The organism is Rasiella sp. SM2506 (genome assembly GCF_050859505.1).
Lineage (GTDB): Bacteria > Bacteroidota > Bacteroidia > Flavobacteriales > Flavobacteriaceae > Marinirhabdus.
Map to the genome: position 1 here is coordinate 1,251,235 of NZ_CP193934.1, position 24,418 is coordinate 1,275,652.

Genomic DNA, 24,418 nt, shown 5'->3' on the forward strand with positions numbered 1-24,418 from the left:
TCCTGCGAAGGCAGGAATCTCTATTCGTTCATTTTCTCCTTCACCAATTGTGCTACTTTATAGAGTATAATGATTTCTAAAATGATAGTGACATTAAGAAGTAAAAATCCTCCCAGAGCAAAAACTATTGACGAAAAGAAAGCGTAGGTAACTATTTCAAAAATACCAGTTACAATTGCTATGTTTCCCAATGCCTTTTGAAATCGAAGCATTGCAATTCCCATTAAAACACCCACAATACCAAAAGAAATTGACTCTAAAATTAGTATAGGTGCATCGTTCAGTGGTTTGTAATATAGCGCGGCTATATCTAGAGCGTAGTAGACAATATTAAAAACAAGCATGATAAAAACCACAATTTTTAAGAGGTAATTATTCAATATGTTTCCGCTTAAAATAAAGCCGCGTAAGAATAAAATAATGGAGGCAAGGATTGTAAGTTTTAATGGGATATATATGTAATTCGGGTAAAATGATCCTGGTTCATATACAAATAAATGATACGCATCTGCCGGAATTTCGGCAAAGCCTAGAACAAAATAAACAATCCCCGCAATCCACGCGATTTTTAAATGTTTGGTTAGGAAATTGGCTTGTTTAGTATCGTCAATTTTTAGGAAGAAAGCTTTTTTCAGTCCGCTTTCAACTCGGGTTTCGGTAAAATTTTCAAAATCTTCTCCCAATGCCGAAAGTATCGTCCGTACCGTATAACTTCTTGGCACCACTTCACCTGCTTCAATACGTTGAATAGTTCGCACGCTTATGTTGCATTGAGCCACCAATTCTTCTTGGGTTAATCCTTTTTCTTGTCGGAGGGCTAAGATGCGTTGCCCGAGTGCTGGTTGTTTCATCGTAAATATGTTTTTATTTGTTTCCACAAGAGTACGATGGTTTAAATAGTAGTACTAGTATTTGAGTTGAAATTCACCCGACATTCACCCGTCATTTCAGTAATGGCAACAGTTAAGCCGATTTTTGTTTAGGACTGAAATCGTTGCAAAACATCCAAAACGCGTCGTACCGAAGTCACTTTTTCAATAGTTAACAACAAACGTAATCCACTTCTGGTCTGTTTTTCTTTTATTTTTACGGTTTGCGAATGTGTTTGCACAAACTGAAGTATTTTGCTGAAGGCAGTACTCTGGTAAAAGTCACTTTGTTGGTCGCTAATGAAGTACCCAATAAATTTACCTTTCTTCATCATTACTCGCTCAAGACCCATATCTATCGCTATCCATTTAATACGGACGCTGTTCAATAAATCTTCCACTTCTTCTGGCAATTCGCCAAAACGATCGAGCAGCTCCTTTTCAAATTTCTGAAGGTCTTCTTCGGCTTTTAACTCGTTTAATTTGGTGTATAGGTTTAATCTTTCAGTAATATTATTGACGTAATCGTCTGGGAAAAGCAATTCAAAGTCTGTGTCTATGACAACCTCTTTTACAAATTTTCTATTTTTGAAGTTGGCATCGGTTTCAGAATAGAGGTCTTTAAATTCTTTTTCTTTTAATTCCTCAATGGCTTCGGCTAAAATCTTTTGATAGGTTTCAAAACCAATTTCGTTAATAAATCCGCTTTGTTCACCGCCTAATAAATCGCCCGCACCGCGAATCTCCAAATCCTTCATCGCAATATTAAGACCGCTTCCTAATTCACTAAATTGTTCTAAGGCAGTGATTCGTTTTCGGGCATCATCGGTCATTGCCGAATAGGGTGGGGTGATAAAATAACAGAACGCTTTTTTATTGCTTCGTCCCACACGCCCCCGCATTTGATGCAGGTCGCTTAGTCCAAAATTGTTAGCATTGTTAATAAAAATGGTGTTGGCATTGGGTACGTCCAAGCCGCTTTCAATAATGGTGGTGCTCACTAAAACATCAAAATCATTATTCATAAACCGAAGCATGAGATCTTCTAGTTTTTTTCCTTCCATCTGCCCGTGACCAATTCCAATCTTGGCGTCTGGTACCAGTCGCTGAATTAATCCAGCGACTTCCTTAATATTTTCAATACGGTTGTGTACGAAGAATACTTGTCCGCCACGAGAAATCTCATAGCGCACCGCGTCTCTAATCGTCTCTTCCCCAAAGCGAATCACGTGTGTTTCCACCGGATATCTATTAGGTGGCGGTGTGGTAATTACACTTAAATCACGCGCCGCCATCAAACTGAATTGCAACGTACGCGGAATAGGCGTCGCCGTTAGTGTAAGCGTATCTACATTTTCTTTTATGGTCTTCAGTTTGTCCTTTACTGAAACACCAAATTTTTGTTCTTCGTCTATAATAAGTAAACCCAGGTCTTTAAACTCAACCGATTTGCTCACCAATTGGTGCGTACCAATCACTATATCCAATCGTCCGTCTTTAAGGCCTTCCAGAACAACTTTTCGTTCCTTTGCAGTTCTGAACCTGTTTAAATAATCAACTTTTACGGGCATATTGGCCAATCGCTCACTAAACGTTCTATAATGCTGAAAAGCAAGAATGGTTGTGGGTACTAAAATAGCGACTTGCTTTCCATTATCCACAGCTTTAAAAGCAGCTCTCACGGCAACTTCCGTTTTCCCGAACCCTACATCGCCACACACCAAACGATCCATGGGACGTTCACTTTCCATATCGGCTTTTACATCGGCCGTGGCTGTGCCTTGGTCTGGAGTATCTTCGTAGATAAAGCTGGATTCTAGTTCGTGTTGCAGGTAACTATCTGGATCGTACTGAAAGCCTTTTTGTAAGCGTCTTTTTGCGTATAATTCAATTAGATTGAAGGCAATTTGCTTAACACGCGTTTTGGTCTTTTGCTTCAGTTTTTTCCAGGCGGCGCTTCCAAGTTTATAGATTTTTGGTGTGGTGCCGTCCTTTCCGTTGTATTTTGAAATTTTATGCAGCGAATGGATGCTGAGGTATAAAATATCACGCTCGCCATAAATTAATTTAATAGCCTCCTGTTGTTTCCCTTCCACATCTATTTTTTGAAGCCCGCCAAAACGACCAATTCCGTGGTCAATATGTGTTACGTAATCACCCACTTCAAGATTGGTGAGTTCTTTTAGTGTGATAGCTTGCTTCTTGGCGTAGCCATTCTTTAAATTGAATTTATGATACCGCTCAAAAATCTGGTGATCGGTATAGCAAACGTTTCTATTCTCGTGGTCTATAAAACCTTGAAATAATGGAAAAACAATCGTTTCGTATTGCTGAACGTGACCTTGCGCATCATCAAAAATATCGTGGAAACGCTTGGCTTGGGATTCACTACTGCAAAAAATATAGTTGGTATAGCCGTCGTCTGTATTCTGATTTAAATTTTCAATAAGCAAATTAAATTGCTTGTTAAAGGAGGGTTGCGGAGCGGTGTTAAAAGTTATCTGTCCTCCCCCAGCCCCTCCGAGGGAGGGGAGCGTTTGTGAATTTGAACTGGACTTGTCACCCTGAGCCTGTCGAAGGGCATTCCCTAATGTAATTGTTGTGAAGGAGCTTAATTGCTCGTTTAATAATTCTGAAGTACAGAACAAGGTTTTAGGCTCGCTCATTTTCACCTCGCCTTGTTGTGTGTTATAGGCTTCAGTTGCTTTGCTGAAAAGTTTATCAATGGCGCCACTCAGTAATTCTTCATTTTTAAGGAAAATCACTGTTTTGCTTGCTATATATTCTAAAAAACTAGTACGGTTGCTGAGCGTAGTCGAAGCATCGACGTTCGGGATAATCGAAATCTTTTTCAGCTGTACTAAGGAGAGTTGTGTTTCTACATCGAACGTTCGAATGCTATCTACGTCATCACCAAAAAATTCAATACGGTACGGTTCATCATTGCTGAAACTAAACACATCCAAAATCCCTCCACGGACCGAAAATTCACCTGGTTCGGTCACAAAATCGGTTCTCTTAAATTTATATTCAAACAGAACTTCATTTACAAAATCGATGGATACCGTATCGTTTAATGAAAGCTTCAATGTGTTTTTTTCCAGTTCCTTTTTAGTCACCACTTTTTCGAAAAGGGCTTCAGGGTAGGTAACAATAAGCGCTGGTTTTTTTCGGGAATTAATCCGATTTAGAACTTCGCTGCGCAATAATACATTGGCGTTGTCGGTCTCATCAATCTGGTAAGGTCTTCGGTAACTACCCGGATAGAATAGTACAGTGTCTTCGCCCAGCAAATTTTCCAAGTCGTTTAGATGGTATGCGGCTTCTTCCTTATCATTCAGAATAAAGAGAAAAGGAAGTTCCGAAGCTTTAAAAGCATTCGCAAGTACGAGCGAAGTTGCGCTTCCAACAAGACCAGAAACAACTATTTTATTTTCAGAATTGGCAATAGTGCCTTTAAGTTTTCCAAGTGCGGAAGACTTATTAAATAGTGAACGGACGAGAGTTTTGCTCATGGAGCAGCAAAGATAATCTGTGGCAATGGTAAATAAAACTCAAAATTCAACTTTATCATTTTCATAACACAAGAGGTGCGTGCTTAGCTTTATTTTTAAGGCATGAAAAAGTTGAACAACCATCAATGGGCATTTTTTGTAGCCCGAATTACCATTGGAATCAATTTGTTGCTGCACGGACTTGTACGAATTCCGAAACTATCCAAATTTGCAGAAGGTTTGACCAAGGAATTTTCAGAAACCTACTTACCACAAGTTTTTGTTTCACCTTTTGCCCACGTGTTACCTTTTATAGAACTACTGCTAGGAATTTTATTGGTGTTAGGTTGGAAAACGAAATTTGCCACTATTGCCAGCGCCCTCTTAATAACAGTATTGCTTTTCGGGATGTCGATGCAGGAAGATTGGGGAGGCGTAGGAAATTTAATGGTGTATGCTATTTTCTTTTTTCTACTTATTAAAAATCTAGAGCATAATGCTATTTCCTTTGATGCCAAAAGCAGAACAAAGGTAGATGGGTTTCAATAAATTGACTACTATTAATTAAAAAAATCCCTGCCTTCGCAGGAAATAAATATGGGAATTAAACACTACGACGTATTTGTAATAGGAACAGGAACCGCTGGGAAAGGCGTGGCTAAAGACTGTGCGAAAGCAGGAATGAAGGTCGCAATTGCAGACAATCGGGAATATGGTGGTACTTGTCCCAACCGGGGTTGTGATCCCAAAAAAGTATTGGTGGGCATTACTGAAGTGATAGAATTAGCAACCAACCTGAAAGGAAAGGGAATTACAGATGCCCCCGAAGTTAACTGGCAAGACCTGCAAAAATTTAAAGATCAATTTGTGAGCGCCATTCCCGCTGCGACTGAAAAAGACTTAAAAAGTACAGGGATTGATATGTATCACCAATCGCCTAAGTTTTTAGATGAAAACACCCTTTCCGTAGAAGGAAAAACTGTCACAGCTGGTACAATTGTGATTGCAACAGGTAATAAGCCCATGGAATTGAAGATTCCAGGTAGAGAGCATTTATTAAGGAGCGAAGATTTTTTACATCAAGCCGAATTGCCTGAAGAGATTATTTTTATTGGCGCAGGCTATATTGGGATGGAGTTTGCCCACATTGCAGCGCGTTGCGGAAGTAAAGTAACCATTATTGAATTTGGTGAAAGACCTTTAGCTCCTTTTGAAGCCGATATTGTGAAGTATCTTACAAAAGCTTCGGAAGATTTGGGAATCAATTTTATTTTTAATGCCGAAGCTTCTGAAGTTGAAAAATTACAAACTAATTACCGTGTGCAGTATAAAAAAAATGGAAAAACGGAATCTATAAAAGCAAAAGCTGTTTTTAATACTGCAGGAAGAGTTCCATCAATTGACGAATTAGATTTAGAAAAAGGAAATGTTTCCTTCGAGAAAAACGGGATTTCAGTAAACGAATACCTTCAAAATACCACTAATAAAAGCGTGTATGCTTGTGGAGATGTTTCGGCAAGTGGTTCGCTGCCGTTAACACCGGTTTCTTCGCAGGAATCGCGCATTGTTTCTATAAACATACGTAATGGGAATTCTGAAATAATGGACTTTCCGCCAGTACCTTCCGTAGTATTTACCCTTCCGCAGTTAGCCTCTATAGGTTTGACAGAGCAACAAGCGAAAGATAAGAGCTACGACATAGTTGTAGAATATAAAAGTGTACCGCACTGGTTTAATGCCAAACGTATGGCCGAAGAGGTCTATGCCTATAAAACCATAGTTGATAAAAAACGAAATCTTATCCTGGGAGCTCATATTATTGGTGGTGGGGCAGGAGAAATGATTAATTTATTTGTACTCGCTATGTGTGGAAAGCTTACTACAGAAAACTTAAAAGCAATGATTTTTGCCTATCCCACGTGGGGGAATGATATTAAGGGAATGGTATAGGGAAGTAGGAGTTTAGAGGTGGGAGTTACGAATAAGTATTCAATCAATTTATTTCTCCGCGTGACCGGGGTGGTTGTTTCCAAAAATTGATACACTGCGCAGCAGCAATTTTTGGAAACTTTCCGGTTTCACTTCCTAAGGGAATGGTGTAGGGAAGTACGAGTTTAGAGGTGCGAGCGACGAATGAATTATTTAATTTATTTCCCCGCGTGACTGGGGTGGTTGTTTCAGGAAAAATGAAACTTTTTCTTTTCATTTTCCCTGAAACTTTGCGTTTCGCTCTTTCTAGGGAATGGTATAGGGAAGTACGAGTTTAGAGGTGCGAGTTACGGATAATTATTAAATTTATTTTCCCACGTGACCGGGGTGGTTGTTTCCAAAAATTGATACACTGCGCAGCAGCAATTTTTAGAAACTTTCCGGTTTCAGTTTCCCAGGAAGGAAGGCTGTAATGGTGTACCAATTTTAAACGACGACTGGCGAATTTTAGAAACAATTCGTCAATTTTTTTACATCTTCTTCAGTATTATATACATTGGGAGAAATTCGAATTGATTTTCCGCGATAGGAAACATAGATTTTTTCTTTTAGCAACACCTCTTTTAGTGTGGCAATCTCTGAGGTATTTTCAGGATAAATCCCAAAAAGATGATGGGTTCGGAAGCCATCCTCTTCAATAAAATACCCAGCTTCTTTCAGTGTCGCAACCGAATTTTCAGTAATGCTTTTGCAATAGTGCTGTATATGCTCAGGCTTCCATTCATTTAATTGCCTAATAGCTTCCGAAAGCATAGGGGTAAGGATAAAATTGCTGCTTTCACCTACATCATATCTGGTTGCTTTGGGTTTTAAAGCGTGGTTGTAATGTACCAGGTTTGAAAAATCCTCGGAGCCAACGTGGTTCATCCAGTTATTTTCAAGGGGTTTGCCGTGGTGGAAACGCTCCCCATAATAGGCTACTCCCAAACCGTAAGGCCCCATTAACCATTTATAGCCGCCACAAATGAGGGCGTCTGGTTGTATGTTAGCTATCGAAAACGGAAGCGCGCCCACACTTTGGGTACCGTCAATTACCAAATAAGCACCCACAGCGGTACTGCGTTCTCTTAGTGCTTTTAAGTTGAAAAGCGTTCCGTCTGCCCAATGACAATGTGGTATGGCAATACATTTTGTTTTTGAGTTGATAGCTTCCAGAATTTTCTCGTTCCAAGCTGCGCCGCGTCCTAGTTTTATTTCAGGTGCTGAAATCGTTCGGATTAGGATGCCTTTTTCAGCTTCCAACGCTTTCCATGCGTAATAATTGCTGGGAAATTGTTCTTCCAAAACAATGATTTCGTCGCCTTTTTCAAACGGAATGTTATTTACGGCAATGGCAATTCCGTAGGAAACAGAAGGAATAATCGCTATAGTTTCGTAATCTGGAGCCTCAATTAAGTGTGCAAATCGCTTTTTTAGCGTGATTTTATCTGCAAAAAAATCGGCTTCAGAAATAAGATACGGTTTACTTTTTTTCTGAAGACAATCTAATCCAATCGCTTCAACCGATTTTAATTGTGGCGACATATAGGCACCGTTGAGATACGTAATAGGGTTGTCTAAATTGAAAAAGTGTTTTTGGTTTTGCACTCAACTAAGTTAGTTTTTTTTGAAATATTCCATACATTTCTTTGCCGGGTTGGTGTCATGATTTTTAAAAGAATGGACACTGCTGCTCACTACTAAAATACCAGCAGCAACCAATGCCGAAATTTGAACAACGTCTACCGTTTCCCAATTGGCAACTGCAATAGCGATTAATGCCCAGGCACCTACCAAGGCAAACTCCCGCATATTTCTTGACCAGGTAACTATAAGATTAACTGAAGTTGCAACCCCAATCATAAACACCGTCCAGGTTTCTGGCGAAAGTCCAAAGCCATCCCAGTCTATTTTAACTAGAAAGGTGGAAACATTTGCTATACAAGCTACCGTTAACCAGCCACTATAAATAACGAAAGGCCACCATAAAAATACAATAACCGAAATGGGTTTGTCGTCTAATTCCATTCTATTATGGAGTACAATTTTCAGTAAACAGAATAGTAGAAAGAAAATAACAACAACAGATGCCAAAATATAATCTGAAACAAAAAGATAACACCAAAGGCTATTGGCCATACAACTTAGCACAAACCACCATCCTGTTTTAAGTACAAACCCATCATCCCGGACTTTTACAAACAGACTTCTGGATTGATAGATCACAAAGCTGAAGAGCAACAAATAAATAAAGCCCCAGATGGAAAAGGCATAGCCCGCAGGTGTGAAGAGTGTTTGGTACTTCGCACTCATATTGGCCTGCGTAGTATCGTTAAAGATACCAGTGCTTGATGCATAGTTGAAATAAATGGTAACGAGAAATGCAATACTATTGGCTAACTGTAATGTTTTTTTCATAGCATTAAGATACCTATTTCTATCGTTTCTTCGTAGTGTAGTATGTGATTATTCTTTAAGAATTTTAAGAGTAGTGTCATTTACCATTACATAATACATACTACTTGTAAGTCCTGACAAATCTATTTGTTTTGTATTCTCCAGAAGCTCACCTTCCATCAAGAGTTGTCCCAAAGGTGAAAAAACTTTGTATGAAACGGGAATATTACTAGAAATGTTAACTACATTTTGAGTAGGATTAGGATAGAGATGTATGTCTAAGTTGTTTTCCTGAACTGCAAGTATGGGAGCACATTCAATATTTGTTTGTATGTCCGAAGCTTCCGAAGGATTATCCAGTAAAGTATCTGTAAGCAAAGGACAATAACATTCATTTTCTTCAACGTGTAGCCTAAGCCAAGATAGCGCTATTTGTCCTACAAGACCATTAGCTCCGTTTGGAGTATTGGCGACAGAATGGTTTCCATTTTCAATTTCAAAAAGTAATTTATCAGTTGTATTTGGGGTAGCATTATAATGTGGATTTGCGTGCTGTGCCGGAGGTGCCGTAGGATCGTTTTCACCGCTAAAAATTAAAACGGGACTTGAGTGATTTAGGGAGGGATTATTTAAATAAGGACATAGCGCAACAACACCTTTAATAGAGTTGTCCAGCACTGCTGCACGTTGCGCGCCACCACCACCCATAGACCAGCCGCTTACAGCGAACTTATCTGTATCCAAACCGCCTTCTAAAGGAGAGGTCGCTCTCGTGTTTTCTACCCGCAAAGTTTCCAATGCGTCCAATAATGCTTCTGCTCTTGCCTCAGGAAAGTCGAAAGGTGAGTTAGTTCCAATAATAATGGTTACAATTCCGTGTGAAGCATAAAAAGGTCCCCATTCTTCCACGCTGGATGGCTCTGAAATAAAACCAGGAACAATAGCAATACTCGCATAAGGAGGCGTAGCATTTGTTGGGTAATATACGGTAGCGCCTGCATAATCCGGGCCATTCCTTATACCATCTGCTTCAGTAAGTGTCGCTACGTCAAAAGGTCCCGGGTTTGTTAGATTTGCTACTGTAACATCTTCACATTGTGCGAAGATGGATGTTGTTGTAAAAAAGGCTATAAAAAATAGGAATGTAAAGGCGTATTGTTTTTTCATTTTATTTCTTTTGCGATGAAAAATACTATTTTTTTATAATAAAGTGTACAAGTTTCAATGGAAAGATAACTACCTTAAAATTTCCTCCTGTTTAAAATCAATGCGCTTCTAACCAATCATTCCCAACCCCAACTTCAACATCTAAAGGAACGTCCATGGTATAAGCATTTTCCATTTCAGTTTTAATGAGAGTTTTCATTTCCTCCAGTTCGGGTCTATAGACGTCAAACACCAATTCATCATGAACTTGCAAGAGCATTTTTGTTTTGTAATTTCCTTCTGAAAGTTTGCGATGGATATTAATCATTGCAATTTTAATAATATCGGCAGCACTTCCTTGTATTGGGGCATTTACAGCATTCCGTTCGGCAGCGCCACGAACTACTTGGTTACTACCGTTTATGCCTGTTAAATATCTGCGACGCCCCATCACCGTTTCTACGTAGCCGTTTTCACGTGCAAAATCTACCAATTCACTCATGTAATTCCGAAGCTTTGGGTAGGTTTTGTAATACGCATCAATCAACTCTTTGGATTCGGTTCGGGACAAATCGGTTTGATTGCTCAGTCCAAATGCAGAAACCCCGTAAATAATTCCAAAATTTACTGTTTTGGCATTGCTACGCTGTTCGCGAGTCACTTCTTCCAGCGGAACATTAAACACTTTTGCAGCCGTAGATGCATGAATATCTTCTCCGTTTTTAAAAGCATCCATCATAGTGTCTTCCTGGCTCAAAGAAGCAATAATGCGCAATTCAATCTGCGAATAATCTGCAGCAAGCAGCACATATTCTTCATTTCTTGGAATAAAAGCTTTACGCACTTGTCTTCCACGCTCGGTGCGTATGGGAATGTTCTGCAAATTAGGGTTGTTACTGCTCAATCTTCCTGTAGCGGCAACAGTTTGCATATAATCTGTATGTACTCTTTGTGTAGAAGGCTCTACCTGTTCCGGCAACGCATCTACATAGGTACTTTTCAATTTTGCAAGGCCGCGATATTCAAGGACGTCGGCAATTATTTTATGATCTTTTGCAAGGTAGCTTAGCACATCTTCTGCCGTAGAATACTGTCCTGTTTTTGTCTTTTTTGGTTTGTCAATGAGTTTTAGTTTTCCGAAGAGAATCTCACCCAATTGCTTTGGTGAAGCAATGTTGAATTCTTCGTCGGCTTCTTCATAGATGGCTTTTTCTAAGTTTATAATGTCTGAATCCAAATCGGTAGACAAACCTTTTAAGAATTCTTCATCCAGATTAATGCCTTCTAATTCCATGGCTGCTAAGACCTGAAGTAGCGGTAATTCAATCTCTTCAAACAATTTTTTGGTATTTGCCTCGCCCAATTCTTTTTCAAAATGCTCTTTTAGTTGAAGGGTAATATCGGCATCTTCCACCGCGTATTCGGTTTGCGCTTCCACCGAAACATCCCGCATCGATTTTTGATTCTTCCCTTTTTTCCCAATCAATTCAACAATGGAAACGGGCGTGTAGTTAAGGTACGTTTCAGCTAAAATATCCATGTTATGGCGCATATCTGGATTAATAAGGTAATGTGCTAACATGGTATCGAACAACTTTCCTTTTACTGAAACCTTATATTTATGAAGAACTTTAATATCGTATTTTAAATTCTGACCAATTTTTTCAATTCCTTCTCCCTCAAAAAATGGACGTAGTACCTCGATGATTTCCTGAGCTTCTTCTCTGTTTTCTGGAAACGGCAGGTAAAATCCTTTGCCAATTTCCCAGGAAAACGCAATCCCAACCAACTCGGCCGTTAAAGGATCCAGCCCTGTGGTTTCGGTATCAAAACACACCGAAGTTTGCTTCATTAGGTTCTGAAGAAACAGCTTGGTGCCCATTCCGGGCTGTACCGTTTGGTAAAAATGTTCGGTGTCTTTAATGGTTCTCCTGCTACTAAAATCTGCAGCAGTTGCTGAAGGTTCGCTATCACCACCAAAGAGAGAGAATTGGCCTTGTCCTGCAGTCCCCCTCTTAGTCTCCCCCGAAGGGAGAGAAGTTTTTTTCTTATTCCCTTGTGGGAGAGAACTTGCGTCTTTTGGTTGCCGTTCTGTGCCTATAGACGCCATTCCTTCAATGGAGAATGCTTTGAGGAAATTATCTTTCAGTCTTCTGAATTCTAGCTCGTCAAAAATATCCATCACCTTTTGGGTGTCTGGCGGGCACATTTCAAAATTTTCTTCGTGAAACTCTACGGGGACGTCTAGCATTATGGTAGCGAGCTTTTTGGAAAGCAATCCAAGGTCACCACTTGCCTCAACCTTTTCCTTCATTTTCCCTTTTAGCTTGTCCGTATTTGCAAGTAAGCCTTCCATAGAACCAAATTCAGCAAGAAATTTTTTGGCTGTTTTATCTCCCACGCCAGGAAGACCAGGAATATTATCACTGGCATCGCCCATCATTCCCAAATAATCTATCACTTGTTCAGGGCGTTCCACCTCAAACTTTTTTTGTACTTCAGGAATTCCCCAGGTTTCATAACCGCCACCAAAAGATTTGGGACGGTACATAAAAATATTTTCAGAAACCAATTGTGCAAAATCTTTATCGGGCGTCACCATAAACGTAGTATAGCCTTCTTTTTCAGCTTTTTTTGCGAGGGTTCCTATGACGTCATCGGCTTCAAAACCTTCTTTTACAATAATCGGAATTTTCATCGCTTCCAGAATGTCGCAGATAATAGGGATGGCAGAACGGATATCGTCCGGGGTTTCGTCCCGATTGGCTTTATACTCCTCGAACATTTCTTTTCTGTCTACACTTCCACCTTTGTCAAAACATACGGCGAGATGATCGGGGCGTTCGCGTTTTACCACATCAATTAACGAGTTCATAAAACCCATAATGGCACTTGTGTTTTGGCCTTTAGAATTGATTCTTGGGTTTTTTATAAAAGCATAGTAACCACGGAAAATAAGAGCGTAGGCATCTACTAGGAAAAGGCGTTTTTTTTGGTCTGGCATGGTGTTTAGGTCTTTCCTTCAAAAATAATAAGAACGAAACAATTTTAGGCAGAATCCTAGCTAAAAGAAACCAACATCTAAGGAGCAATCCGTATTTTTGTGGAAACTTAATTTTGATGCAAAACAATTTCTCTCTAGCCATTCACGGAGGCGCAGGAACCTTGTTAAAAGGACAAATGACTCCTGAAAAGGAAGCGGCTTACAAAAATGCGCTGCAAGTAGCGTTAGATACTGGATATTCAATTTTGGAACAAAAAGGAACTTCGTTGGATGCCGTGGAAGCTGCTGTAAAAATATTAGAAGATTCGCCTTTGTTTAACGCAGGAAAAGGAAGTGTTTTCACCGCAGAAGGCACTCACGAAATGGATGCGGCTATTATGGAAGGAAAAGAATTAAAAGCTGGAGCCGTTTCTTTAATTACGGGGATAAAAAACCCGGTACGCTTAGCGCGTGATGTGATGGAGAAAAGCGAACACGTATTTTTAGCCGGAACAGGAGCCATGGAATTTGCAAAAGAGCACCATCACGACATTTTATCTTCAGACTATTTCTATGATGAATTACGCTACCAGCAATGGCAGGCGTTAAAGGGAAGTGATTCGTTTCAATTAGATCACTCGGCAAAAAAAGACTCTAAATTCGGAACTGTGGGTGCTGTGGCTTGTGATGTTTTTGGAACGGTTGCTGCGGCAACATCCACAGGAGGGATGACCAATAAGAAATGGGGTCGCGTTGGGGATAGCCCAATGATTGGCTCTGGAAATTATGCCAATAATAAAACCTGTGCAGTAAGTTGTACGGGGAGTGGGGAGTTTTTTATTCGCGGTGTGGTTGCGTACGATGTTTCTTGCTTGATGGAGTATAAAGAAATGTCACTTTCTGAAGCTGCTTCAGAAGTAATTATGCATAGAGTTTTAAAACTTGGGGGCGACGGAGGTTTAATTGCTGTGGATGCACAAGGAAATATCGCTATGCCATTTAATACCGAAGGGATGTACCGGGGGTTGAAAACATCTACAGGTGAATCGAAAATTTCAATTTATAAAGAGTAACGAAGCTAGCCTTCTATAACTGGTAGTTGAAAGGGTGAAATATTCACTTTTTTCTTTTTAATATTAAAGCGATCCCCATTAGCCAAAATATGTGTTTTTAAGTTGGTAAGTGACATTGGAGTGCCATTTTCCAATAAATGATGGTTGTTGTGCTTTGCTTTTCTTGCATTAAATAGAATTACCATCCCAGAGCCAATTACTTCAAATGTATTGTCTTTAATAATTACTCCGGTATCTTCGGCGAGTCCTACACCTATAAGGTCTGGATATCTAGCTACTGCTTCAGCCATTCTGCCAAATCTTCCACGACGGATAAAATGTGAGTCTATAATTAATTCAGCGATAAAATCCATTCCTTCCTTCATCTTCACGGCACCTTTAACAAATGATTCTTTGCTGCTTCCGCCAGAGATCATTTCCTTGCTCATACACATGGCTCCTGCACTGGTTCCGGCAATTACAAAGCGTTCTTTTTCGTAACGTTCCATCATGATTTTATGAAGGGTAGTGCCGCCAATAGCTCTGGTAATGTTGGACTGGTTTCCACCAGAGAACATAACACAATCTGCTTTCTTCATTAAAGCAATATTCCCAGGCGTTTCAGATTGATCGCGATCGCGAATGTTCAGCACGTGAAGATTTTTACAACCCAATTTTTCGAAGGCTTGCAAATAATTTTCACCCACTTCCTTAGGAATACTAGAGGCTGTAGGGATAATGAGAATGAGAGCTTCTTTCCCGCCGCTTTCTTTTACTACCCGGGATAAAATACCCTCTTCAATAAACTCAAGATGGTAGATTTCGTTTTCTTCAATTCCTTTGTCTTCATTTCCACCTATTGGAATTAATGTGCCTTTTGCGTTCATGGAGTAATTTCTTAATACGGTACAAAAATAGCGCAATTATGCCGTAAAAATGATATATTTAACCATTGTTCTTCTACGAGCATTTTGAAATCATTGTAAACCAACCCTATATGAAAATACGTGAAATAAACGCCATGCGCGGTCCGAATTACTGGTCTGTGCGCCGTCATAAATTAATTGTAATGGTTCTAGATCTTGAAAAAATGGAGGAGTATCCATCCAATAAAATTCCAGGATTTACAGAGCGTTTAAAAACGATGTTTCCAAGTATGTACGAGCATAGATGTAGTGTGGGAGAGCCTGGAGGATTTTTTCAGCGGGTAGAGGAAGGAACCTGGATGGGGCATATTATTGAACATATTGCGTTGGAGATTCAAACCTTAGCGGGTATGGATACTGGATTCGGGAGAACCCGCGATTATGGGGAGGTAGGTGTTTACAATGTGGTGTTTAGCTATATGGAAGAAAATGTAGGGCGTTTTGCGGCCGAAGCTTCCGTAAAAATTTGTGAAGCTTTAATTGCTGCTGAAGACTATGAGTTGGAGCACGATATTCAGAAAATGCGGGAATTAAGAGAATCTTCAAGACTAGGGCCAAGTACAGGAAGTATTGTTGAAGAAGCTGAAAGTAGAGGAATTCCGTGGATTCGATTAAACAAATATTCATTATGCCAGTTAGGCTACGGTGCCAATCAAAAACGAATTCAGGCTACAGTTACTTCAGAAACATCTTCTATTGGTGTAGAGCTGGCTTGCGATAAAGAAGATACCAAATATTTACTGGAACAAGCCGAAGTTGAGGTGCCACGGGGTGATATCATTAGCCGCGAAAGTAGTTTGGAAGCATCGTGTAACTATGTAGGCTACCCGCTGGTAATAAAACCCATAGACGGTAATCATGGAAGAGGTATTACGGTAGATATAGAAAACTATGAAGAAGCCGTCGTAGCATTTCACGCTGCCCAGGAAGTGAGCCGAAGAGTTATTGTAGAAAAATACATCACTGGAGAAGATTATAGATTACTAGTGATTAATAATGTGCTGGTTGCGGGGGCAAAAAGAACACCCGCGCACGTTGTTGGGAACGGAAAAGATACGGTGGAAGACTTAATTATTGAAGTAAATAAAGATCCACGAAGAGGTTATGGTCACGAAAAAGTATTGACACAAATTACAGTGAATGAGCTTACCAAAACCATCATTAAAGATGCTGGTAAAACATTACAAACTGTTTTGGATGAAGGTGAAATTTTGTTGCTAAAAGATACCGCAAACTTAAGTACAGGAGGAACTGCCGAAGATATTACAGATATAATTCATCCAGCTAATGTAAGCATGGCGGAGCGTATTTCAAAAATTATTGATTTGGATATCTGCGGAATTGATATTATGACCACCGATATTTCGCAACCGCTTTCTGAAACGGGAGGTGCTATTCTGGAAGTAAACGCAGGACCAGGATTTAGGATGCATTTAGCGCCTACAACAGGGTTGCCAAGAAATGTGGCCGCACCAGTAATTGATAAATTATTTCCAAAACAAGGCGATACAGGACGTATTCCTATAACAGCTATTACGGGAACTAATGGTAAGACTACCACCAGCCGTTTAATTGCCCATATGGCAAAAATGACAGGCTACAGAGTAGGATACACAACCAGTGACGGGGTGTATATCCAAAATAGATTGTTAATGACGGGAGATTGTACAGGGCCCTCCAGTGCCGAGTTTGTGCTGAAAGACCCTACCGTTAATTTTGCTGTGTTAGAATGTGCCCGTGGCGGATTACTTAGATCGGGTCTTGGATTCAAAAACTGTAATGTTGCTGTAGTAACCAATGTGACGGCAGACCATTTAGGATTAAAAGGAATTCATACCATAGATCAATTAGCCCGTGTAAAAGGAGTAATTCCAGAAACTGTTTTACCAGATGGCTATGCTATTTTAAACGCAGATGATGATCTGGTATACGAAATGCGACGCAGCATAAACTGTAACCTTGCGCTATTTTCCATGGACGAGAACAATACGCGAATTAAAGCCTTACAACGTAGAGGAGGTATTACAGCGATCTATGAAAATGGATTTGTAACCATATGTAAAGGCGAGTGGAAAATGCGTGTGATGCGAGCCATAGATATTCCGTTAACCTATGGAGGGAAGGCAGATTTTATGATTCAGAATGTATTGGCAGCGGTGTTGGCAGCCAATGTGCAGGGCATCCGTATTGAAGATATGAAGGTGGCGTTGGAAACATTTATTCCAAGTGCGGCACAAACACCAGGACGGTTAAATCTCTTTGAGTTTGAAAATTTCAGCATTTTATTGGATTATGCTCATAATCCTGCAGGGATGCGTGCTTTGAAGCAGTTTTCAGATAAACTGGAAGCTTCTCATAGAGTGTGTATTATTGCCGGCATTGGTGATAGACGAGAGGAAGATAATAATATGATAGGAAGTATCGCTGCAGAGATGGCAGATGAAATAATTATAAGACAAGACAAACGCCTCCGTGGAAAGACGGAAGAAGAACTCATTAAAATGCTGGAGGACGGTATTAAGATGAAAAATTCAACCATTAAAACTACTGTAATTCCTTCAGAAAAAGAGGCAATTACGCACGCGGTTAATACTGCTAAAAAAGGATCCTTAATTATATTATGTAGTGATGTTGTGCCAGATGCATTAGAATTGGTTCAGAAATTTAAAGCACAAGAGGCAAACGGTGAGAAGATTTTTTCTCAATAATATAAATTCAAACTAAGAATAAAAATAAAGACCGCTCTCCTCAAAGCGGTCTTTTGGCTTCACATTTTTGGTTACGTAGCTGAAAATTCAGCTAGATGTGATATTTAAAATTAGAGTCCTATTACTATAGACCCAAGTAACCTACCTTTTCAATCCCCTGTAAAGAATAGGTCACTATAAAAGTATAGCTAAATGCATTTTAAAACCTATATGAATTCATAGAGTTTAAAATTTACTAGAATTCATAGACCTAGCTTTTGGACATAAAAAAGCAAAACATAAACTTCAATAGGCTTTTCCTAGTGTAATGGAGTAGTGTGGATGTTATCTTTTTAAGATGGTAAACTCCGATCTTCTGTTTTTTTGATGTTGCGCTTCGGTACAATTGGTTCCACAAGCTACTACAGGACGACTTTCTCCAAAGCCTATACCAGATATTCTCGAAGTATCTATTCCTTTGGAAATGATATACTGTACAGTACTTTGTGCTCTTTTTTGAGAAAGTTCCATGTTGTATTCTTCTGACGAACGATTGTCTGTATGGCTTTCTGCCTTAATAATCAAATTAGGATATTTTTTCATTAAAGCTACTAACTTGTCTAACTCAAAGGCTGCTTTTGGCGTGATGTTACTTTTGTCCAACGGAAAATATATTGGATTGAGAACAACTTTATCATCCACTATAAGTTCTTCAATAGGTCTTAGGGTGATGGTTTTGTTTAACGTAACATTGCTGGCCATTTCTACATCAATTGCATTACTTTCAAAATTAGTTGCGACAGCTTGCACCTCGTGTTCTTTTTCACATTCAGCAAGGAGGGATACTTTACCATCTTCACCAGTAGTTTTTGTACTTAGTTTATTGCCAAATTTGTCGTACATGTCTACTCTTGCTCCTGCGATAGGTGTTTTTGTATATTCATGTACCACTTGTACAATCATTTTAACTTCACACAGCGGCTCTAATTGTTTCGTTGTATAAATATCGTCACTTCCTTTACCACCTGCGCGGTTTGAGGACAGATAGCCTTCTTGAGTGTTTGGATTATAAATAAATGCAAAATCATCATCGGAGCTATTAATACCTAAGCCCATGTTTTTTGGTTCTCCAAATTCATTTCCCTGAGCTGGGGCATAAAAAACGTCTAAACCTCCTAATCCCATGTGGCCAGTGCTTGAGAAATATAAATCTCCGTTAGAGTCTATAAAAGGGAACATTTCTTTTCCTTCGGTATTAATACTATCACTAAGGCGTTGAGGAGTGCCCAGAGTACCTTCTTTGCTTACAGAAACTTTGTAGATATCACTCGCTCCCTTACCGCCAGGCATATCGCTTACAAAATATAAGGTGTTGTTATCTGGACTCAAAGCCGGGTGACCCGTAGAATAATTGTTACTATTAAAGCTAACAGAGTGTACATCTTTCCACTCTCCCGCTACCCAATCTGCATAATATAGATTTATTTGGTTTACGCCCTCTTCACTTTTACCATACTTGCCTTTGTAATAATCGTTTCGGTCAAAGTACATTCTTTTGCCGTCTGCGGTTATAGCCACGTTTCCTTCGTGGTATTTTGTGTTTATTTCTTTGTTTTTGAGTACTTCGGCATTTTTTACGGTGCCTCCCACATGTTCAGCTTTATAAATATCTAAGTAAGGTTCTTCATTCCAGCCGTAGGTTCTTCGGGTTGTATTTCTAGCAGAAGAAAAGTAAAAATCTTTTCCCATTGTTATGCCGCCAAATTCAGAATATTCGGTATTGATATCTTTCATATTTGTGGCAGAAAACCTGGGTTGTTCTTCCATTAATTTAGGAACATAATTGGGATTTTTCATAAACTCTATGGAACGGGAATCGTTAGGAGCCCTTGCTGCAAATTGCTTCATGGCGATGTTGTAATCGCTAAACTTTCCATTTGCCTTTAAAGACTGCGCATAATTATAAACAGTTTCGGCATTTACTTTTTTACTCTTTACAACGCGTTTGTAATAGGTTTCAGCCTTCCTAGTGTCGTTAATATAAAAATAACTACTGCCTAATTGTTCATAAACATACAATCCGCCTTTTCCTTTTTTTAGTAGTTTTTGATAGGCTTCTGCCGCATCGGTATACCGAAGCCCTTTATATAGATCGTCTGCTTTTTTGGTGTCTTTATTTTGCGCAGTACCAAAGGTTGTGCTAAGCGCTAAAAGAAGTAAGAGTGTGTATATTTTTTTCATCCTGAATGAAATTATCGTTGGTTATTAGAAGTATCTGGGAGAGCGTAAGGTTCTTTTTTTGAAGAATACATCAAAGGTGAGTATAACTTCGTGTGATGAACTGGACACAGCTTGGATATCTGAAATCACACGGTCATAGGCGTACCCAATCCGGATGTAGTCTGTTACCTGAAAGCCAACCAATCCGCTAAAGGAATCGTCTAATCTGTAACTAGCTCCAATTTCAAACCTATCATAAAACAAGGCGTTTAAATTTCCGTCGAAGGACAAGGGCGCATTAAATGCAGATTTAACCAAAAAAGAAGGCTTTAGTTTTACATGTTCCGACACCTGAAATACATACCCAGCTGTTGCGAAGTAATGATTAGTTTCACTTCCATACTTTAAACCGTTTTCATCTAAGTGAACCGAATTTAATAGGTTTGGCACCGATACACCTAGATAATAATTTTCCCCATATAAAAAAGCACCGGCACCTATATTAGGGTAGGTATTGCTAATGTCTTCAGAAAAGAATGGATCTGCAGGGTCTTGCAACACCAGCGCTGTAAGCCCTACATCGTGAAAAGTAGCTCCCGCTTTAAGCCCAAGCGCAAGTTTTGTGTCGGCTCCTACTTGAAGGGTGTATGAGAAGTCTGCATACACGTTTGTCTCGCTTACAGGCCCTAGTTCGTCCTTAATTACAGAAAGTCCTAAACCAATTTTGTCGTTAATTGGGGTGTGAGCAGAAAAGGTGAATGTTTCTGGAGCTCCGTCCAGTCCAGACCATTGTTTCCGGTAAAGAGCGGTTAGGGAGAGACTTTCTTTGCTACCAGCATACGCAGGATTCACCACATTCATGTTGTACATATATTGCGTGTATTGTGGATCTTGTTGCGCAGTGATTGTTGTTGTCCAAAACAGCATAGCTATAAAAGTAATTATGAATATTTTTTCCATTTTTAAAAGAGTATTTTCTTATTTGTTGAAGGCTTTAACTTCAGTAAAACTACTGAAACTATGGCGGCTCTGTTTAGATACCTCCAGTCCTAGGCTTGTAAGATTAAAAAGAAGACTTTCAGCTCGGGATTTTTCTCAAGAAGTTGTATTGCCTTGGAATTGTCTTGTTTGGTTACTAAAATAATAGTTTTTACATAATTAATTTTTTTGATGTCTATTTCATCCTTCAACTTTTAAGCAAAAATTTTCCATAAATGGGAAAGTGATCGCTAAAACCTCCAGTGTATTTCTTTCCTAAGTACGTTCTAAAGGGGTTTCCTTTGTTTCTGCCTTTATATTCAGTTAGGTATTTCATATTAAAAACAGTGGCACCATCAAATTGAAATGGATTCTCATGTTGCCTCATAAAATTGTGAGAGACCAGGATTTGGTCAAATAAATTCCAAGCACCACGATACGATGTGCTTCCGGTTTCGTGCGTGAGCAATAATTCCATAGGATTATAAAATCCGTTAGTTACTAAATGCTGAATGCTTTCACTCTTTGGGTCGTCATTAAAATCTCCCATAATGATAATTCTTGCTTGTGGATTTTTAGCTTTTAGCGCTTCCACTAATTCTACATTCTTTTTTGCAGCAGCCAGTCTTCTTGGTGCCGTTAGTGCTTCCCCAGCTCTTCTAGAAGGCCAGTGATTTACTAAAACGTAAAAGGAATGTCCTTCAATTTCAAGATGTGCACTCAAAATGTCACGGGTATAGTCGCGATCGCCATGTTCGTTTTCAATCAATACTTGATGTGCTTGTTGCCCTACTACAGTAACGTAATCTTTTCGATACAATAATCCTGTATCAATACCTCGCTCGTCTGGCGAGTCAAAATGAAGGATACCGTAATTTTTTTGCTGAAGAAATTTTGATGCAACCAATTGTTCTAGCACATATCTGTTTTCAACTTCAGCAACCCCTACTAATACTGGAGGAAAATTAATGTCGTTATACCCAATTTGCTGAATGATACTTCCCAGCTTACGTATCTTTTTTCTGAAACGTTTTTCGTTCCACCTCATACTCGAATTTTTGGTGAAATTATCATCTAAGGTTTTAGGGTCATCTTCAGTATCGAACAAATTTTCAAGATTGTAAAAGGCAAAGCAATAGTATCGTTCTTCCGAAGTACTCATATAAATAGGTGTTAAAGCATTGTAAATTACAAAATATTAGCTGAAAAGGTTTTGTACATTTGAACTTCGATACGATTTAAAAATTACAACTTTTTTCTTTTATTTAAATAGATTCCTTTAAATCACTCAATCACCTTTGAGTTTTAAAGAAATTAAAAAGTGTATTTCGTCGGTCGGATCTCAAAATCTAAACTATGTTAGAACAAACTACAATAGAATACGAAAAAGCCATTTTAATTGGTCTTATCACCCAACAGCAGGATGAGGAAAAGTCGCGTGAGTATCTCGATGAACTTGAATTTTTAACGTATACAGCAGGTGGAGAAGTGATAAAACGTTTTGTGCAAAAGATGGAAAAGCCAGATCCCAAAACGTTTTTAGGTTCTGGAAAACTGGAAGCTGTACTCGAGTATGTGGAAGCAAACGACATAGGAACTGTTATTTTTGACGACGAACTTTCCCCAGGTCAGCAAAGAAATATCGAAAAAATACTGAAGTGTAAAGTAATAGACAGAACCTATCTTATTCTGGACATCTTTGCCCAACGCGCTCAAACCAGCTATGCAAGAACCCAGGTTGAATTGGCGCAATACCAGTACCTTCTCCCTAGATTAACAGGTCTGTGGACTCACTTAGAGCGGCAGCGTGGAGGAATTGGAATGCGTGGTCCTGGTGAAACCGAAATTGAAACAGACCGTCGTATTGTACGTGACAGAATCTCTTTGCTGAAAAAGAAAATTACCAAGATAGACCGACAGATGGAAGTGCAGCGAGGAAATCGTGGCGCATTAGTACGTGTGGCACTGGTGGGATATACAAATGTTGGGAAAAGTACTTTGATGAACGTAATAAGCAAAAGCGAAGTTTTTGCCGAAAACAAACTGTTTGCAACTCTAGACACTACCGTTCGTAAAGTGGTAATTGGTAATTTGCCTTTCCTGCTAAGTGATACCGTTGGTTTTATTAGAAAGCTCCCAACCCAATTAGTAGAAAGTTTTAAAAGTACACTGGATGAGGTGCGCGAAGCAGATTTGTTATTGCACGTGGTAGATATAAGCCATGCCTCTTTTGAAGATCATATTGCCTCGGTAAACCAAATCCTGGACGAAATTAAAAGCGCCGATAAGCCCACACTTATGGTTTTTAATAAAATAGATGCGTACGAACCTGAAGTAATCGAAGAAGATGACTTGGTTACCGAAAAAACCAAAGCTCATTTCACTTTAAAAGAATGGAAGCAAACCTGGATGCAACGCGAGAATACCGATGCTATATTTATCTCCGCTTTGAATAAAGAAAACATGGAAGAGTTTAGAAAAACGGTGTATGATACTGTGAGGGATATTCATGTAACTCGCTTTCCCTATAACAACTTTTTATATCCGGAGGAGTATGAAGAGTAGTTGGTAGTAGGAAATGGCTAGTATGCTACGCTTGTAGTAAAAATGGTTCACTTGTGCGAAGCTTCACTAAGCTGGGCCTTCACCCACCCAAAATTGTTGCTACAACAAAATAAAAAACCGTCCACAAAGTGAACGGTTTTCTAGATTGATTATATCGTACCCCGGGCGCAGTCGAGGAGATAATTAAAATTTATACCCTACACCAATACCCAAAGTCTCCCTAATTTGAAATCCTTTTACGGCATTATCATCATAAATTGCCTGGAAGGTAAAGTTGGCAGTAATCCACTCGTTTACTTTTAATAGTAAGTTTAAAGTGTAATCTACATCTACATTTTGTGGATCTTCAAGATAGTTTGAATACAAAGCCAAGATATTTTCTACAGTTACGTTCTCCATAACGTCAAATTTAGCATAGCCATTTAAGGATGCGCCAAACTCAAAACGGGTTGTTTCGTTTGCTTCCACACCAAAGTACCCTCCAGCCTCATTAAAAGCTGCCGCTGCTATAGGATCTGGAAACGTGGTAAAGGAGTCGTCCACAAAAATTAATCGCAACGTAGCGGGAGATATGTTTACTTTTAAGTTGTCGTTTTTCTTCCAAAAAACACCAGGACCTGTTTGAAAATAACCTGGAGATAAAAATTTAGTGGTTACGGTTCGTGTTTCCTCTCCGGTTAGCTCGTCTTCAACAAATTCATATCCATTGCTGAATTGTGTTTTGAAATTTGCAAACCAAGAGTAATAATAATTGGTTTCTTTAATTTGGCGCCCTACAATCGAGTTTAGTTCCAAACGATCATTTGTTTTACGAGTGAACTCTTGACCTTTAGTTTTGGTCACACCATACTCGGCGATGAGACGGTTGTCCCATGTTAACTTTCCTTTACGGTAGTTGGCATCATATGTAAGGCCGGCATTAGCAGCATAATTAGAGGTTCCGCCACCTGTCCACTCTGCGTTAAAAGCAGCTTGGTTAAATAGTAAGGAGGCATTTCCAGATTTTGTCCAACCATCTTTTGGCGGCTCAGGTTCTTCATTTTGAGCTGTAGTTACAAAAGGCAATGCAAATAAAGCAACTAGCAAAATAATTTTTTTCATAGTTATAAAGTTTGATGGTACAAATGTAAATC

General features: G+C 39.3%; 16 protein-coding genes. 5 read left to right on the top strand and 11 right to left on the bottom strand.

Annotated elements, in window-relative coordinates:
• Positions 1-20: 20 nt before the first annotated feature.
• Positions 21-851, bottom strand: coding sequence for a helix-turn-helix domain-containing protein (locus tag ACQ2HF_RS05755; RefSeq protein ID WP_432412572.1), 831 nt, complete (start codon positions 849-851; stop codon positions 21-23).
• Between the two features lie 128 nt (positions 852-979).
• The gene (gene mfd, locus ACQ2HF_RS05760) at positions 980-4,384 is read right to left on the bottom strand and encodes a transcription-repair coupling factor (RefSeq protein ID WP_432412573.1); all 3,405 of its coding nucleotides are present in this window, start codon (positions 4,382-4,384) and stop codon (positions 980-982) included.
• Positions 4,385-4,486: 102 nt separating this feature from the next.
• On the opposite strand from mfd, the gene ACQ2HF_RS05765 reads away from it, so the two are divergent.
• Complete coding sequence (locus ACQ2HF_RS05765) at positions 4,487-4,912, top strand: MauE/DoxX family redox-associated membrane protein (RefSeq protein ID WP_432412574.1); 426 nt, start codon at positions 4,487-4,489, stop codon at positions 4,910-4,912.
• Between the two features lie 48 nt (positions 4,913-4,960).
• On the top strand, positions 4,961-6,313 hold the full coding sequence (locus ACQ2HF_RS05770; RefSeq protein WP_432412575.1) for a dihydrolipoyl dehydrogenase family protein: 1,353 nt from the start codon (positions 4,961-4,963) through the stop codon (positions 6,311-6,313).
• Positions 6,314-6,799: 486 nt separating this feature from the next.
• On the opposite strand, the gene ACQ2HF_RS05775 is transcribed toward ACQ2HF_RS05770, so the two are convergent.
• From ACQ2HF_RS05775 to polA, 4 genes are all read right to left on the bottom strand, one after another.
• A complete protein-coding gene (locus ACQ2HF_RS05775; RefSeq protein ID WP_432412576.1) occupies positions 6,800-7,939 on the bottom strand; it encodes an aminotransferase class V-fold PLP-dependent enzyme in 1,140 nt (379 codons plus the stop codon).
• 9 nt (positions 7,940-7,948) lie between these two features.
• The gene (locus ACQ2HF_RS05780) at positions 7,949-8,749 is read right to left on the bottom strand and encodes a tryptophan-rich sensory protein (RefSeq protein WP_432412577.1); all 801 of its coding nucleotides are present in this window, start codon (positions 8,747-8,749) and stop codon (positions 7,949-7,951) included.
• Positions 8,750-8,797: 48 nt separating this feature from the next.
• Positions 8,798-9,895 (bottom strand): T9SS type A sorting domain-containing protein, encoded by a 1,098-nt coding sequence (locus tag ACQ2HF_RS05785; protein ID WP_432412578.1) that lies wholly within the window; start codon positions 9,893-9,895, stop codon positions 8,798-8,800.
• A gap of 97 nt (positions 9,896-9,992) precedes the next feature.
• On the bottom strand, positions 9,993-12,878 hold the full coding sequence (gene polA, locus ACQ2HF_RS05790; protein ID WP_432412579.1) for a DNA polymerase I: 2,886 nt from the start codon (positions 12,876-12,878) through the stop codon (positions 9,993-9,995).
• A 116-nt stretch (positions 12,879-12,994) separates the two neighbouring features.
• On the opposite strand from polA, the gene ACQ2HF_RS05795 reads away from it, so the two are divergent.
• The gene (locus tag ACQ2HF_RS05795; protein WP_432412580.1) at positions 12,995-13,930 is read left to right on the top strand and encodes an isoaspartyl peptidase/L-asparaginase family protein; all 936 of its coding nucleotides are present in this window, start codon (positions 12,995-12,997) and stop codon (positions 13,928-13,930) included.
• A gap of 5 nt (positions 13,931-13,935) precedes the next feature.
• Here ACQ2HF_RS05795 and ACQ2HF_RS05800 read toward each other — a convergent pair whose 3' ends face one another.
• Positions 13,936-14,796: a cyanophycinase gene (locus tag ACQ2HF_RS05800; protein ID WP_432412581.1), complete on the bottom strand. Its 861-nt coding sequence runs from the start codon at positions 14,794-14,796 to the stop codon at positions 13,936-13,938.
• A 110-nt stretch (positions 14,797-14,906) separates the two neighbouring features.
• On the opposite strand from ACQ2HF_RS05800, the gene cphA reads away from it, so the two are divergent.
• Complete coding sequence (cphA, locus tag ACQ2HF_RS05805) at positions 14,907-17,543, top strand: cyanophycin synthetase (RefSeq protein WP_432412582.1); 2,637 nt, start codon at positions 14,907-14,909, stop codon at positions 17,541-17,543.
• Positions 17,544-17,867: 324 nt separating this feature from the next.
• Here the strand turns inward: cphA and ACQ2HF_RS05810 are convergent, their stop codons facing one another.
• The 3 genes from ACQ2HF_RS05810 to ACQ2HF_RS05820 form a co-directional block, all read right to left on the bottom strand.
• The gene (locus ACQ2HF_RS05810) at positions 17,868-19,763 is read right to left on the bottom strand and encodes an OmpA family protein (protein WP_432412583.1); all 1,896 of its coding nucleotides are present in this window, start codon (positions 19,761-19,763) and stop codon (positions 17,868-17,870) included.
• A gap of 24 nt (positions 19,764-19,787) precedes the next feature.
• Complete coding sequence (locus ACQ2HF_RS05815) at positions 19,788-20,702, bottom strand: PorP/SprF family type IX secretion system membrane protein (RefSeq protein ID WP_432412584.1); 915 nt, start codon at positions 20,700-20,702, stop codon at positions 19,788-19,790.
• A gap of 226 nt (positions 20,703-20,928) precedes the next feature.
• Positions 20,929-21,882, bottom strand: a complete 954-nt coding sequence (locus ACQ2HF_RS05820) for an endonuclease/exonuclease/phosphatase family protein (protein WP_432412585.1) — start codon at positions 21,880-21,882, stop codon at positions 20,929-20,931.
• A 194-nt stretch (positions 21,883-22,076) separates the two neighbouring features.
• Here ACQ2HF_RS05820 and hflX point away from each other — a divergent pair, with 194 nt between their 5' ends.
• Positions 22,077-23,285 (top strand): GTPase HflX, encoded by a 1,209-nt coding sequence (gene hflX, locus ACQ2HF_RS05825; RefSeq protein ID WP_432412586.1) that lies wholly within the window; start codon positions 22,077-22,079, stop codon positions 23,283-23,285.
• Between the two features lie 183 nt (positions 23,286-23,468).
• Here the strand turns inward: hflX and ACQ2HF_RS05830 are convergent, their stop codons facing one another.
• Positions 23,469-24,386: a DUF3078 domain-containing protein gene (locus ACQ2HF_RS05830; RefSeq protein ID WP_432412587.1), complete on the bottom strand. Its 918-nt coding sequence runs from the start codon at positions 24,384-24,386 to the stop codon at positions 23,469-23,471.
• Positions 24,387-24,418: the final 32 nt, after the last annotated feature.

What these genes read in the sequence shown, in the direction of transcription:
- hflX (WP_432412586.1), top strand. Translation starts at nt 22,077, where the DNA reads ATGTTAGAACAAACTACAATAGAATACGAAAAAGCCATTTTAATTGGT.
- cphA (WP_432412582.1), top strand. Translation starts at nt 14,907, where the DNA reads ATGAAAATACGTGAAATAAACGCCATGCGCGGTCCGAATTACTGGTCT.
- mfd (WP_432412573.1), bottom strand. Translation starts at nt 4,384, where the DNA reads ATGAGCAAAACTCTCGTCCGTTCACTATTTAATAAGTCTTCCGCACTT.
- ACQ2HF_RS05765 (WP_432412574.1), top strand. Translation starts at nt 4,487, where the DNA reads ATGAAAAAGTTGAACAACCATCAATGGGCATTTTTTGTAGCCCGAATT.
- ACQ2HF_RS05755 (WP_432412572.1), bottom strand. Translation starts at nt 851, where the DNA reads ATGAAACAACCAGCACTCGGGCAACGCATCTTAGCCCTCCGACAAGAA.
- ACQ2HF_RS05785 (WP_432412578.1), bottom strand. Translation starts at nt 9,895, where the DNA reads ATGAAAAAACAATACGCCTTTACATTCCTATTTTTTATAGCCTTTTTT.
- ACQ2HF_RS05815 (WP_432412584.1), bottom strand. Translation starts at nt 20,702, where the DNA reads ATGGAAAAAATATTCATAATTACTTTTATAGCTATGCTGTTTTGGACA.
- ACQ2HF_RS05780 (WP_432412577.1), bottom strand. Translation starts at nt 8,749, where the DNA reads ATGAAAAAAACATTACAGTTAGCCAATAGTATTGCATTTCTCGTTACC.
- ACQ2HF_RS05770 (WP_432412575.1), top strand. Translation starts at nt 4,961, where the DNA reads ATGGGAATTAAACACTACGACGTATTTGTAATAGGAACAGGAACCGCT.
- polA (WP_432412579.1), bottom strand. Translation starts at nt 12,878, where the DNA reads ATGCCAGACCAAAAAAAACGCCTTTTCCTAGTAGATGCCTACGCTCTT.
- ACQ2HF_RS05820 (WP_432412585.1), bottom strand. Translation starts at nt 21,882, where the DNA reads ATGAGTACTTCGGAAGAACGATACTATTGCTTTGCCTTTTACAATCTT.
- ACQ2HF_RS05810 (WP_432412583.1), bottom strand. Translation starts at nt 19,763, where the DNA reads ATGAAAAAAATATACACACTCTTACTTCTTTTAGCGCTTAGCACAACC.
- ACQ2HF_RS05830 (WP_432412587.1), bottom strand. Translation starts at nt 24,386, where the DNA reads ATGAAAAAAATTATTTTGCTAGTTGCTTTATTTGCATTGCCTTTTGTA.
- ACQ2HF_RS05800 (WP_432412581.1), bottom strand. Translation starts at nt 14,796, where the DNA reads ATGAACGCAAAAGGCACATTAATTCCAATAGGTGGAAATGAAGACAAA.
- ACQ2HF_RS05795 (WP_432412580.1), top strand. Translation starts at nt 12,995, where the DNA reads ATGCAAAACAATTTCTCTCTAGCCATTCACGGAGGCGCAGGAACCTTG.